The 12,222-nt window shown below is 69.1% G+C and carries 7 protein-coding genes and 1 tRNA gene; 4 read left to right on the top strand and 4 right to left on the bottom strand.

Translation table 11 applies throughout. The features are described 5' to 3' along the window. Nucleotides 1-297 precede the first annotated feature (297 nt). Nucleotides 298-3,006, bottom strand: coding sequence for an ATP-dependent RNA helicase (locus AHOG_RS29765; protein ID WP_093944171.1), 2,709 nt, complete (start codon nt 3,004-3,006; stop codon nt 298-300). A gap of 689 nt (nt 3,007-3,695) precedes the next feature. Between AHOG_RS29765 and AHOG_RS04865 the strand changes: the two genes are divergently transcribed. From AHOG_RS04865 to AHOG_RS04875, 3 genes are all read left to right on the top strand, one after another. Further along, a complete protein-coding gene (locus AHOG_RS04865) occupies nt 3,696-5,069 on the top strand; it encodes an MFS transporter (RefSeq protein ID WP_093940273.1) in 1,374 nt (457 codons plus the stop codon). 258 nt (nt 5,070-5,327) lie between these two features. Further along, nucleotides 5,328-6,119, top strand: coding sequence for a DsbA family protein (locus AHOG_RS04870; RefSeq protein WP_157736638.1), 792 nt, complete (start codon nt 5,328-5,330; stop codon nt 6,117-6,119). Between the two features lie 245 nt (nt 6,120-6,364). Beyond that, nucleotides 6,365-6,437 (top strand) — tRNA-Ala (locus AHOG_RS04875). 261 nt (nt 6,438-6,698) lie between these two features. On the opposite strand, the gene AHOG_RS04880 is transcribed toward AHOG_RS04875, so the two are convergent. Continuing rightward, nucleotides 6,699-7,151: a tyrosine-type recombinase/integrase gene (locus AHOG_RS04880; RefSeq protein ID WP_093940275.1), complete on the bottom strand. Its 453-nt coding sequence runs from the start codon at nt 7,149-7,151 to the stop codon at nt 6,699-6,701. 577 nt (nt 7,152-7,728) lie between these two features. Between AHOG_RS04880 and AHOG_RS28285 the strand changes: the two genes are divergently transcribed. Further along, the gene (locus AHOG_RS28285; protein WP_157736639.1) at nt 7,729-8,091 is read left to right on the top strand and encodes a hypothetical protein; all 363 of its coding nucleotides are present in this window, start codon (nt 7,729-7,731) and stop codon (nt 8,089-8,091) included. Between the two features lie 125 nt (nt 8,092-8,216). On the opposite strand, the gene AHOG_RS04885 is transcribed toward AHOG_RS28285, so the two are convergent. Both AHOG_RS04885 and AHOG_RS04890 read right to left on the bottom strand, forming a co-directional pair. Continuing rightward, nucleotides 8,217-9,749, bottom strand: a complete 1,533-nt coding sequence (locus AHOG_RS04885; RefSeq protein WP_211290525.1) for a type I restriction enzyme subunit R domain-containing protein — start codon at nt 9,747-9,749, stop codon at nt 8,217-8,219. Between the two features lie 252 nt (nt 9,750-10,001). Next, nucleotides 10,002-11,957 carry a DNA cytosine methyltransferase gene (locus AHOG_RS04890; protein WP_211290526.1) on the bottom strand — a complete coding sequence of 652 codons (1,956 nt, stop codon included), beginning with the start codon at nt 11,955-11,957 and terminating at the stop codon, nt 10,002-10,004. Between the last annotated feature and the right edge of the window lie 265 nt (nt 11,958-12,222).

Below are 12,222 nucleotides of genomic sequence, written 5' to 3' on the forward strand. Positions count from 1 at the left end.
GTTTTCGCGCCTCGGCATGCGGGCCGGCCGTCGTCTCCGTGCGGGCCGTCGACTCCACAAGGGCCGTCGACTTCGGAAGGCTTCGGCGCCGCCGCGACCGACCCGGTCCTCGCCGTGTCGCGGTCGGGAGGACGCCGCTCGGGGCGGGGCCGGCCGAGCGGGTGCGACCGGGGCGGGGGCGACCGGGAGCCGACTGCGACAGAACCGACCGTGACGGGGGGGGGCGACCGGAGCAGCGCCCACCGGAGGAGAAGCCGCCGACCTCGCGGCCGGGCGCCACGGCGACCCCGCTGGTCCTCAGCGTGGCCGCACGCGGCGGGTGGGTGCGGCCGTGGTGGGATCGTCCGGCCAGGGATGCCGGGGGTATCGCCCGCGCAGCTCGGCACGGACCTGCGGATATCCAGTGGCCCAGAACGACGCCAGGTCGTCGGTGACGGCCGTGGGCCTGCCCGCGGGCGACAGCAGATGCAGCAGCACCGGCACTCGGCCGCCCGCGACACGGGGAGTCTCCGTCCAGCCGAAGGCCTCCTGCACCTTCACCGGCAGCACCGGCCGCTCGCCCCGGTAGTCGACGCGGACCCGGGAACCGGACGGCACCTCGATGCGTTCGGGCGCCAGCTCGTCCAACCGGCCCGCGACCTGCCACGGGATGATCCGACGCAGGGCGTGGCCCGCGTCCACCCGACTCAGATCCGCGCGGCGGCGGACCCGCGTCAGGTCGGGTCCCAGCCAGTCGTCCAGGTTCGCCGACAGCTCCTCGTCACTCATCGCGGGCCACGGATCGCCCACGGCATGGTGCAGGAACGCCAGCCGTTCGCGGAGCGCGACCGCGGCCGGGCTCCAACGTAGGAGACTCAGGCCCTCCTTCCGCAGGCCTGCGAACACCGCCTCACGCAGCGCCGTCGGGTCCGGAGCGACGAGATCGCGTTCGCTCAACACGATCGCGCCGAGGCGGCGAACCCGCCGAGCCCGCACCTCGCCGTTCACCCAGCCGACCTCCTCGGCCTCCGCCAGCAGGGCGGGTGCGGCGGCGGCGGCCAGCTCGGCGTCGGTGCGGGCGGCGAGCCGGACGGTGGCGTGCGGCCGTCCGGGGGAGCGGTCGGCGACCGCGACCGCGAGCCAGGCGGCCCCGCTCAGCGCACTGCCCGCAGGCAGCTCCACGGCGGTGCCGCCCGCCATCAGGTAGGTGGCGCCGGTCGTGCCGCGTCGACGCGCCAGCCGCTCCGGATAGGCCAGCCCCACGACGAGCGCGGCGGCCTCGGCCCGCGCGGTGCCCGAGGCCGAGCCCGCGCGGCCGGCGTCCGAGGGCGAGTCCGTCCGTGTCGCCTCCGAGGACGGGCGTCCTCCTCGCACGTCCGACGGCCGACCGGTCTGGTGTCGGGCGGTCTCGTGGTCGTCGCCGGCACGGCGTGCGGCGACGTCGCGTCCGTTCGTCGTCGACCGCGTGGCGGACGCGCCCGGCACGGCTGTCGGCCCCGCCGTGCCCGCCGTCTCGGTCGCCCCCGCCGTGCTGCCGCGCGGACTTCGATCGGCGCGGACGGCCCCCGCCGCGAGCCGCGCCAGCCGCGCCGTCTCCCGCCGCAGCCGGGCCGAGCCGTCCCCCGCGACCTGCGAGTTCCGCCAGGCCTCCAGCAGATCCGGCGTGCCCGACTGCTCCTCGTCGAGCAGTGCCACGATCTCCGCGGCGGTGTCGGCCCCGACGAGTGCCGCGCCGTCCCAGAGCGCCCGTGCCAACCGAGGATGCAGGCCGAGTTCGGCGAACCGGCCGCCGCGCGCGGTCACCGTCCCGCCGGCGTCGAGCGCGCCGATCGCCGTCAACACCTCGCGGCCCGCCGCCAGCGGGCCCGAGGGCGGCGCGTCCCACCACCGCAGGGCGGCGCCGTCCGGAGTGCCCCAGCAGGCGAGTTCGAGGGCCAGCCGGGTGAGGTCGGCCGTGCGGATCTCGGGTTCGGGATGACGCGGCAGCGTCGAGTGCTCGTGCTCCGGCCAACAGCGATACACCCGGCCGGGGCCCTGCCTGCCCGCCCGGCCTGCCCGCTGGTCGGCGACGGCGGCCGACACACGGCCGGTGACCAGGCCCGCCAGTCCGCGCCGATGGTCGGTGCGCGACGTCCTCGCCAGCCCGGAGTCGACCACCACCCGGACGCCGGGCACCGTCAGACTCGACTCGGCCACGGCGGTGGCCAGCACGACCCGGCGTCGGGTGCCCGCCCGCAGCGCGCGATCCTGCCGCTCGGTGCTCAGCCTGCCGTGCAGCGGCAGCACGTCCACGTCGCCGAGGCCGTCGAGCAGCGTGGTCACCCGGCGGATCTCGCCCGCACCGGGGAGGAAGACCAGCACGTCGCCGTCGTTCTCGGCGAGCGCGGTGCGGACCGCCCTGGCCACGGTGTTCTCGACCCGCTCGCGGCGGACCGGCGGGACATAGGACGTCTCGACCGGGAAGGTGCGTGCCGTCGCGTGGACCACCGGCGCGTCGTCGAGCAGCCGGGCCAGCCGTTCGGTGTCGACGGTGGCGGAGGCGGCCAGCAGCCGCAGATCAGGACGCAGGCCCGCGCGGGCGTCCAGCAGCAGCGCGAGCGCCAGATCGGCGTCCAGATGCCGTTCGTGGCATTCGTCGAGCAGCACGACGTCGACGCCGGGCAGCTCCGGATCGGACTGGAGCCTGCGCACCAGCAGCCCGCTGGTCACGACCTCGACACGGGTAGCGGCGGAGCGGCGTCGATCCCCGCGCACCGCGTAGCCGACCGTCTGGCCGACGGCGTCCCCGCACAGCCCGGCCATCCGCGCGGCGGCGGCCCGCGTGGCCAGCCGCCGAGGTTCGGCGACCAGGACGCGGAGGCCCGCGGCGGCGAGGGCGAGCGGCACGAGGGTGGTCTTTCCGGTGCCCGGCGGCGCGCTGAGCACCGCGACGCCCCGGTCGGCGAGCGTGCCCGTCACCGTGTCGAGCACGTCCCGGATGGGCAGCGCGGGCAGCTCGGCGGGGAGTGCGCCGCCTCCTGATCTCATGGCGACCACGGTAGGCGGCGTCGTCCGCACGGCGAAGGCGTGCATGCGGGCTGCGCGTGGGTGTCGCCGGTCGGGAGCGGCGCGTATCGGGGTGCCGCCGGGTGGGACGGTTCGGCCGGAGTGTCATGGTCCGGGAGGCCGCGCTCCGCGGCGGGCGGCCGGCGAACCGCGCTGTGCGAGTGCGGGGAGCGTGGCGGCTCGGGCGGGCCTGGAAGGAGCACCTGGGCGAACCGGCCGAGGAGCGCGGACGGGTTCTCGGGTGACGACCTGATGAGTACGTCGGGTGGCAGGGTCTCGGTGGGTCGGCCTCGACGGGCTGGACCGCGGGCGGGCGCGGCCGGGACGGGTCGTGGTGCGTCGAGACGCGCGGGTCGAGGCGTGGCAGGGGGAGGCGCCGCGGACCGGCTCCGGTCCATACCGGCCATCGGTAGGGCGCCCGATGACGGCGGTGTCGCGGCGGCGCGAGTGAGGGAGGTACGCGGAGCAGGAACGTGAGGTACGTCACCGTCGAGCCGGCTGCGTGCTCCGGGCCGGCCTTCGGAGACGGTCGAGAACGGCGCCGTTTCGCCCGACGGGCGACCATCGGGACGAACCGGGCGCCGGGTCCTGCACGGTCGTACATGAATCAATTTCCAATCATGGGTGCCCGCCGGTATTCTTAGCCCTGCTAAAAACTAAGGAGGAGACAGGTGCCATCGGCGGCCGGGACGGATCAGCAGACGACCAACCAGCCGAACCGGAGTCCAGGCACCCGGGACCGATTTCCCCTCGAGATCTGGATCCTCGTCGCGTGCGGCTTCATCATCGCGGTGGGCTTCGGCATCCTCGCCCCGGCGCTGCCCACCTTCGCGGCGAGCTTCGACGTCGGAGTCACGGCGGTCTCCCTCACCATCAGCGCCTTCGCCTTCATGCGGCTGGTGTTCGCCCCGGCGAGTGGCAAGCTGGTCACCCGGCTCGGTGAACGGCGGGTCTACTTCTGGGGTCTGGTCATCGTCGCGGTCGCGACCGCCGTCTGCGGTTTCGCGGCCGAGTACTGGCAGCTCCTGCTCTTCCGCTCGCTCGCGGGCATCGGCTCGACCATGTTCACCGTGTCCGGGGTCGCGATGCTCATCCGGCTCTCGCCGCCCGCGATGCGCGGTCGGGCGTCCGGCCTGTGGGCGACGTCCTTCCTGTTGGGCAACATCACCGGCCCGTTGATCGGCGGCGGCCTGGTCGAGATCTCGATCCGGCTTCCGTTCCTGGTCTACGGGGTGACCGTGCTGTTGGCGGCCTTCGTGTCGCTGATCTTCCTGCGCAACTCCACGCAGGCCGACCGCGAGACCGAGGAGACGCCGACCGCGCCGATGCGGATCAGGGACGCGCTGCGGCACAAGACGTATCGCGCGGCGCTGGCCTCGAACTTCGGCAACGGCTGGGCCGTGTTCGGCGTGCGGATCTCCCTGATCCCGCTGTTCGTGGTCGAGGTGCTGCGCACCGGGGAGAGCATGGCGGGCTTCTCGCTGGCCGTCTTCGCCGCGGGCAACGCCGCCGCGCTGCTCTTCTCGGGGAGGCTCGCCGACCGCATCGGCCGTAAGCCGCTGGCGCTGGCGGGTCTCCTCGTCTCCGGCGGCGGCACGATCTGGCTCGGCTTCACCGGCTCCGTGGAGATGTTCCTGGCGGCGTCGCTGATCGCGGGCGTCGGCTCGGGCATGCTCAGTCCGCCGCAGAGCGCCGTGGTGGCCGACATCATCGGCAACCGGGGCAAGGGCGGCCCCGTGCTCGCCGGCTTCCAGATGGCCGCCGACGTCGGGGCGATCATCGGGCCGCTGGTGGCGGGCGTGCTGGCCGACACCGTGTCCTATGGCGCCGCCTTCGGGGTGACCGGGCTCATCACGTTGCTTGCCGTGATCTTCTGGGTGCCCGCGCCGGAGACGCTGCCCAAGCCCACCGCGGCGGCGACAGTCGAGCCTGCGGCGTCGGGGAAGGCCACCGAGCTGGCTCCGGAGTCGGGCGCGCTCTTCGACGCCCCCGAGCCGCCCACCGGCGAGCGCCTCGGCGGCAAGCCGGGCCAGCCCGACGCCTGACCACACACGGTGACCCCATTCGGGTCGCCTCTGCCCTGAACGGGGAAGACGGCGTGGCGTCTTAAGCTTGCTTTCAGTTTGGCTGAGTACGCTCGCGATCCTGTCCGGACCATCACGGGGCGTGGTCGACGCTTGTCGTGACGACAAGGGTCGTCTCGACTCGCGCTCGGTCGAGCGGCGCGGGGCTTGCGCTCGCGACGATCCTCCGCAGGGTGGGCGTGGCCGGATCTCGCAGCAGCTTGCAGGAAGGACGTGGACGTGGGCGGCGCGGAGCGCAGTGCTCGAAAGTACCGGCAGCAGCAGACCCAGGCGGCGGCGGCCAAGGCGATGAAGTCGGCCAAGGGCGGCGGCAAGAACGTCGTGGTGATCGGCGTCGTCGTGATCGTGGTGGTGGCCGTGGCCGTCATCGGCGGCGTTCTGCTCACCCAGAACAGGGAGGAGGAGCAGGCGGCCGACACGGTCCCGGTCGTGCGACTGGCCGATCACCCCGTGGAACGGGACGGTGGATCCGTCCTGGTCGGCCAGGCGGACGCGGGCGTCACCGTCGACATCTACGAGGACTTCCTCTGCCCTGGGTGCGCCCAGTTCGAGGAGGTCTACGGCGAGCAGATCGACACCGCTCTGTCCGAGGGGACGGTGCGGATCAACTACCACCTGCTGCCGATGCTCAATGAGTCCAACGCGGCACCGGGCTACTCGATGCGCGCGGCGAACGCGGCCCTCTGCGCCGCCGACCAGGACGTCTTCGTCGACTTCCACGCCAGCCTCTTCGGCGCGCAGCCCAACAGCGGCTCCACGGTGTGGAACGACGACCAGATGATCGCCCTCGGCGAGGAACTGGGTGTCGAGGACCCGGCCTTCGCCACCTGCGTCCGCGAGGGCGAGCACACCGCCGCGGTCGCCGACGAGCTGATCACCGCCGACGCCACCCCGCACCTGCAGAACGAGGAGGGCCGCTTCCACGGCACGCCGCTCATCGCGGTCGGCCAGGAGCGCTTCGACTTCACCGACGAGAACTGGCTCGAGAACGCGATCGCCACCGGCAGCTGATCCGCCCGCCCGGCGGCGTGCTTCGCCGCCGGCAGTCGATCCGCGGACCCGGCGGCGTGCTTCGCCGCCGAGCGCCCACCCGAACGACGACGGGGCGTTCTCCTTGAGGGAGGGCGCCCCGTCTGCGCTGGTCAGGGTCTTGTGGCTGTGGAATCGATCGTGGGGGACCCCCTGATTTCCATCCGGGTGTCGGGATGTTGTACTGTATGCATCGCACGGCACGGGGAAGCCCGAGACGCCGATGCGGGGCTGTGGCGCAGCTGGTAGCGCATCACACTGGCAGTGTGAGGGTCAGGGGTTCGAGTCCCCTCAGCTCCACAATCACTAGAACCCTCCTGATCTGGGCTGTTCGTCCAGGTCGGGAGGGTTCTTTGTGTTGTGTTGACGATCTTCGGTGATCAGTTGCCTGCTTCTGCCGGATCGGTTCAGTGAGTATGGGTGGAGGATTTCTGGAGGATTGATCTCTCGGTCTCCTCGATCGGTGATCGGTCTGGGGCATCCGGAGATCGTCCGTGCTCCGTGTCGTTGTGTTCTGCCTGGTGTCGGCGTGATCGCGTCGACGGTCGGTGTGCACCCCACTCAGTTGTGGCGTTCGGCGGTGTCGGGTTCGGGTGCGGTGGGGGTCGCTGATTCCCTGCTGCGGTCGGCCTGGGCGTGGTGCCAGCGGTGTTCGAGGTGGCGGAGGAGTCGTTGTTCGACTTCGGGAGCGACGTGGCTGTAGGCCTCGATGATGCGGTTGTCGAGGTGGTGGCCGAGTCGGCGTGCTTGGGCGATCTCGGGGATGCCGTCGGCGATCATCCAGGTCTTGTGACTGTGGCGGAGACCGTGGAAGGTCAGGCCGGGACGGACTGGGTGAGTTCGGACGACGGGGTGGGGTAGCCGAAGGTTCCCGTCGACCGCGGGCCGGAACACGCGGCGGTCGAAGTCACTACGGCGCAGTGGACGACCGCGTGGGCTGGTGAACACCAGGTCGCCGTCGTGGTCGTCGAGGTGGCGGCGGAGCAGTTCGATGAGGAACGGCGGCAGGCTGATGGCGCGGGCCGAAGCCGGGGTCTTGGTAGGGCCGAGCCAGAGACCGTGGGTGGACTCGTGGAGTCATCCGGTGTCGGGATCGATGAGGATGCAGCCGTCGTCGAGGTGGGTGTTGGTGCGGTGGAGGCCGGTCATCTCTCCCTTCCACGTCCAGCGTCTCGATCCATGACGCAGCCCAGTGGGCCATGGTGGTCTTGGCCGCCTTCGGGTCCAGCCAGGTGCCCCGTCGGCGGTCCGCTTCGGCCTCCGGGGCGTAGTCCTCGGCTGCTTTCCTGCGCCCGAAGCCGGACGGCGAGCCGATCCGGCCGTCATCGGCGCGCTACCGCACCCGCCAGGAGTGCGCGCCGATCTTCTCGGTCCAGGCCATGGCCCTCCAACCGTGTGGGAGCGGGTGCCAAACGCCTGGTATGAACCACTGTTGGGTGCTTCGCAACTCGATCAGCACGCGCGCGTTGTTTCAAGCACAGGCACTCGACCGATCCGCTCGGGGGTGGGGCTTCGCGTCTGTCCGACACAGGTCTTGACGCTCCAGGCGTCTGCTGTTGGCAGCAGCGGGCTTTCAAGAGATCATGTTCTGATGGACGGCAGGGTCATCGGGAATGCATTGCTGATCTACCCGCACTGCTCGTCGGATGTCACGCACGTTGAGCATGTCTTCGTGTCCGCGCGGCAAGAGGACCGGTTAGCCAATGAGATTACTGTGAACGCCATCTCCGGGCGAGTAGAGACCCGTAACAAAGGAGAGGCGCCGATCGGCTCCACCGTCGGCCACGGACGACGACAGCGCATCGCGTTGGGCGGCTATTGCGACTTATGTGGGACGCGCTTCGCCCTGGTTATCACCCAACACAAGGGGAGTGCACTCGTCGAGTGGGCAGAGCGTGAGATTCCGCTGTGGAACGATGAGGATCCACTCGATACCGTAGAAGATTCTTTCTAGGTCAGTCGATTTCCGCGATTAGTAGCCGTTATCGTCCACTACTTGCGGGGCTGGTGCCCGTACTCACGAGCACCATCGGTCATCCGTAAGTGCGGTGCGCAGGCCGACTGGACTTCGTAGCTGAGTCAGTTGACGAGATAGTGGGCTTCGATGTAGGCGACGGTGGAATTGTACGGTTCTCCTACCGGCTTCAACTGGTACTTTTTGAAGACCTGGGCGGTGGCGCGGCGGACACCTCGGCTGCGTGCGTCGGCGTTGTCCCATGACCAGGCGAGGGTGTCGGTGACCATCTGGTCGATCTCCTCGGCCAGGTTTCTCTCCGTGACCGTGAGCCCGGACGGTGCGTGGTCGTGGATGATCCGCGACAGGACGCCGACGTGGTCGTCGTCCAGCACGATGACGGCCTCGTCGGGGTGCTTCTCGGCGTCCACGATGGCGCGGGCGACCCGGAGTGCTTCGGACAGGAACTCGAGGGCGTCCTGGGCGTTCTGGATGATCCGGTCCCGCAGTTGCTTGATCCGCTCCGCGAGGGCGGTGTACTTCGCGGACCCCGGTTCGACACCCTCGTCGAGGGCGGCCTTGATGCGGTCCAGGATCTCCTTCGCAGACGGCGATGTCCTGTCCTTGCCGTCGTCGGAGCCCGGTGTGGGGCGGACGAGGGTCAGCAGCTCCTTGAGGACGGCGATGCCCTGAGCGTCTAGCACCAGGGCTTCTTCTTGGGAGGCGACCACGGAGAAGGAGCGGACATGGGCATTGATGATCTCCAAGACCATCGGCCCCAGCTCGCTCAACCGTTCCTTCCGTTCCTCGTCGGAGGACTTCTTGAACAGGGTCGTGTACACGGATCCGAACAGCCCGAAGCCGTCCCGATACTTGGCGACCCGCTTGTCGGTGTTGATCAGCGGGTACAGGCGGGCCAGGAGTCGGTAGTCCTTGGAGAAGATCTGGGCGGCGCCGGGATTGGCGTCCAGGAAGACGTTGACGGCTCGCACTGACTCGTATCCGTGGACCGTGAGGTCCAAGTCGTCCACGTCGGCGAGGAGGTCCTCGGTGCGGGCGAAGGTGGTGCGGAACTCGGCGACCAGCTCGGACAGGTCGGTGACGAATCCGCCGCCCTTGCCTGGTCCGGCGGTGGTGGGGTCGACGACGGCGCGTTGGACCTCCTCGGCCAGGCCGATGTAGTCCAGGATCACCCCGGAGTTCTTCACGAAGCCTTTCGGAGACACCCAGGTGCGGTTCGTCCGGGTGATCGTCTGGAACAGAGTATGGGCCTTCAGCGGCTTGTCCAGGTAGAGGACACCTTCGTTGGGGGCGTCGAACCCGGTCATCAGCTTCGCGGTCACCACGAGGAAGCACAGCGGGTCGTCCGGGGTGAGGAACCGCCGCTTCTGTTCCTCCTCCTCGGCCTCGGAGAGCCGGAAGCTCTGCATGCTGCGGTCTTCGTCCTTGGCGTCTGAGACGGAGATGTTCACCTCGGCGGTGATCCGGTCGTGGTCCCGGACCTCGGCGAGCACCTGCGACACCTCGAACCCGGCCAGCAGCTCATTGATCTTGTCCGTGTAGGCCACGGCCAGTTCACGGTTATAGGCGACGACCTGGGCCTTGAGACCGTTGCGGTAGGCGCCTGCCAGGTAGTGGTCCACGATGTGTCGACACACGGTGGCCGTCTTCGTTGGCGTGTGCTTCTGACACGGGTGTTCCGCACATTCACGCGCCTAGTTCGGCGGGCCGAACACGGAGCGGTGGGAACGGAACCTGGCGACCAGCCGCGAGCGCGACCGACAGAACAACCAAGCGGCCGAGAACACGGGCCAGCAGATGGTTCGGTTCTGAGGGGTGAAGTTCGAAGGGACGCTGCTGTTTGCCGCTGATTGGGTACTGGCGGCTGCGCGCAGCCGAAGCGCGGGCGGCTAGAACAAGGTCTGCACCGCACGCCCGCCGGAGCTGCTAGAGCACTGCTGCCGAAGCGGGCATTCGTCACACAAGGTGCTGGGCGTCTTGCAGACGGTGCTGCCAAGCAGGCGGAGTGCAGCTGCGCGTAGCGGTGCATCCGGGCCCGCTCCGACCAGTCTGGCCAGATCGACACGGCCGTCGCTCAACCTGTTGGTCTTGTCCGACTTGCTGCCGGCTACTCGTGCTGCAACCCTGAGCGTCGCCTGGGAGGCAAGGAGTACGTCCTCGCCTGCCAGGAGTCGGAAGGTTCGCTCCTCTGCCGCCTTCATCGTCAGCGCCTCGGCCAAGGCTTCGGGGTCCGTCCAAACCTTGCGCTTGGGCAGCAGTGGCCGGAATCGCTCCAACAGCTGACGTCCGGCCTGCGTCTGGAGCCCTTCCTGCATCCGGTCGAGCTCGGCCTTTGTCAGTTTCACGCGGCCCCGAATCGTTGCTAGGGCTCGGTCCGCGCCCTTCGGAGCGTTGGAGCGACTCATCAGAAGCGCTGCGACTGCGGCTACGACCGGCGTGACGTTCTCACCAGGCAGTGCATGCCAGTTGGCGCCGCACTGCTGGTGCTTGGCCCAGCTGGTAAGCGCCTGCCTGGCCTGCACCCAGCGTGAAGCCTCCCACTGTCGCTCGCCGGAACGTTCGTCTGTTGGAATCGGCCGGAGCGCGGTTGCGGCGGCGCGCCCGAGCAACGGCGGGACGGCGTTACCGATCTGGCGGAACGCGTCGCTGCGAGTACCTGCGAAGCGGAAGTGGTCGGGGAAGGTCTGGATTCGGGCGGCCTCGCGGACCGTGAGGGTCCGCAGTTCCTGAGGGTGGATGTACCAGTAACCGTCCTTGGCGATGTGTGCGGTGATGGAGCGGCTCACCGATTCCCAGTCGAGCTTCTTGTACTTGTCGTCGAAGGTCTCGGCTGAGTAGCGCCTCAGGTCCTTGGGAAGGTTGGCATACAGAGTGGAGGCATCCATCATGCCGAAGATCTTGCGGTCGTCTTCGCGGACCGGCCGCGTCATGTGATCCCACACGACGCCCTTCCTTGCGCCGGCCCGCATCATCTCGACAAAGGCTGGCGGATTGCGGGGCTTGCTATAAGCCAGTTCACGGCCGCCGGTGGTGTCTCCAAGATCGGGCAGGTCATAGATGGCGTCACGCAGTGTCGGCTGCTTGTCCTGCTCAGCTGGCCAGGCGAAGTCCTCGACATCACGTCGCGCAAGAACAATGAGACGCTTCCGGTGCTGGGGCACGCCGTACCGCCACGCGTCCACCAGCCTGAACTCGGTGTAGTAGCCACCGCGTTCCAGTGCGTCGACCATGGCTCGCACGACGGCGAAGTCGTCACCGAGTGCCATGTCCGGGACGTTTTCCATCAGGACAGCCCGAGGGCGCACAGCCAGCGCTACGTCGAGGAATGCCTGCCACAGCTCACGCCGATGGTCATGTTCCTCGCGGTGCCCGGCGACCACCAGGCTGCGGATCTTGCTGCGACCTGCACGGCTGAATGGTTGACACGGGGGGCCGCCTGCGAGGAGGTCGATCTCCGTCTTGGCGAGCAGATCGACGAGATCCTGACGTTGCGAGGGCTCGCTGAGGTCACAGTCCAGCGCTAGGCCGGGGAAGTTGTGGCGGTGCGTCTGCACGGCCTTCTCTTCGTTGTCGACCGAAACCGCGACCGTCCAGCCAGCCCGTTCCAGCCCGAGGCTGAGTCCGCCGGCACCGGAGAACAGGTCGACAGCGAGCCGCTGCCCTGCGGCCAGTCTCTGCGCGCACCACTGCTCGAAAGTGTCCTCGGTGCAGCCGTCAGGATGGCGGACAAGTCGTAGATCGTCGCTGCGCTGCAGCTTGACCCCGTAGATGGACACCTGCCCGAACCCTTCCCGAACACCTGCGTCAACGAGCACCAGGAGAACACAGACGTCGTCCTGGATCAACAACGTCCATGATGTCCGGTGTCGAGTCGTCGTCCGTCACCGGGGTCGATGAACGATGGTAACGATAGCGGTGGGGTCAGACGATTCCTGACCATGGCTGCTCGCAGTCAGCATAACGGTTTGATTCCACTGTACTTGGTTCCCTGAGCTTGGTTTGTCACTCTGTGTGCTGAGTGAGATTCCCACGGGCAGACGGTGCAGACGAAGCTGCATGGCCTACCTACACTGGTTTGATCCAGGGGAGTTGTGATGTGCGTCGGTGGTT

The organism is Actinoalloteichus hoggarensis (assembly GCF_002234535.1).
In the GTDB taxonomy this organism is placed as follows: Bacteria; Actinomycetota; Actinomycetes; order Mycobacteriales; family Pseudonocardiaceae; genus Actinoalloteichus_A; species Actinoalloteichus_A hoggarensis.

Bases quoted from the DNA above. Each gene is read 5' to 3' on its own strand.
- AHOG_RS29765 (WP_093944171.1), bottom strand. From the start codon at position 3,006: ATGAGATCAGGAGGCGGCGCACTCCCCGCCGAGCTGCCCGCGCTGCCC.
- AHOG_RS28285 (WP_157736639.1), top strand. From the start codon at position 7,729: ATGGACGGCAGGGTCATCGGGAATGCATTGCTGATCTACCCGCACTGC.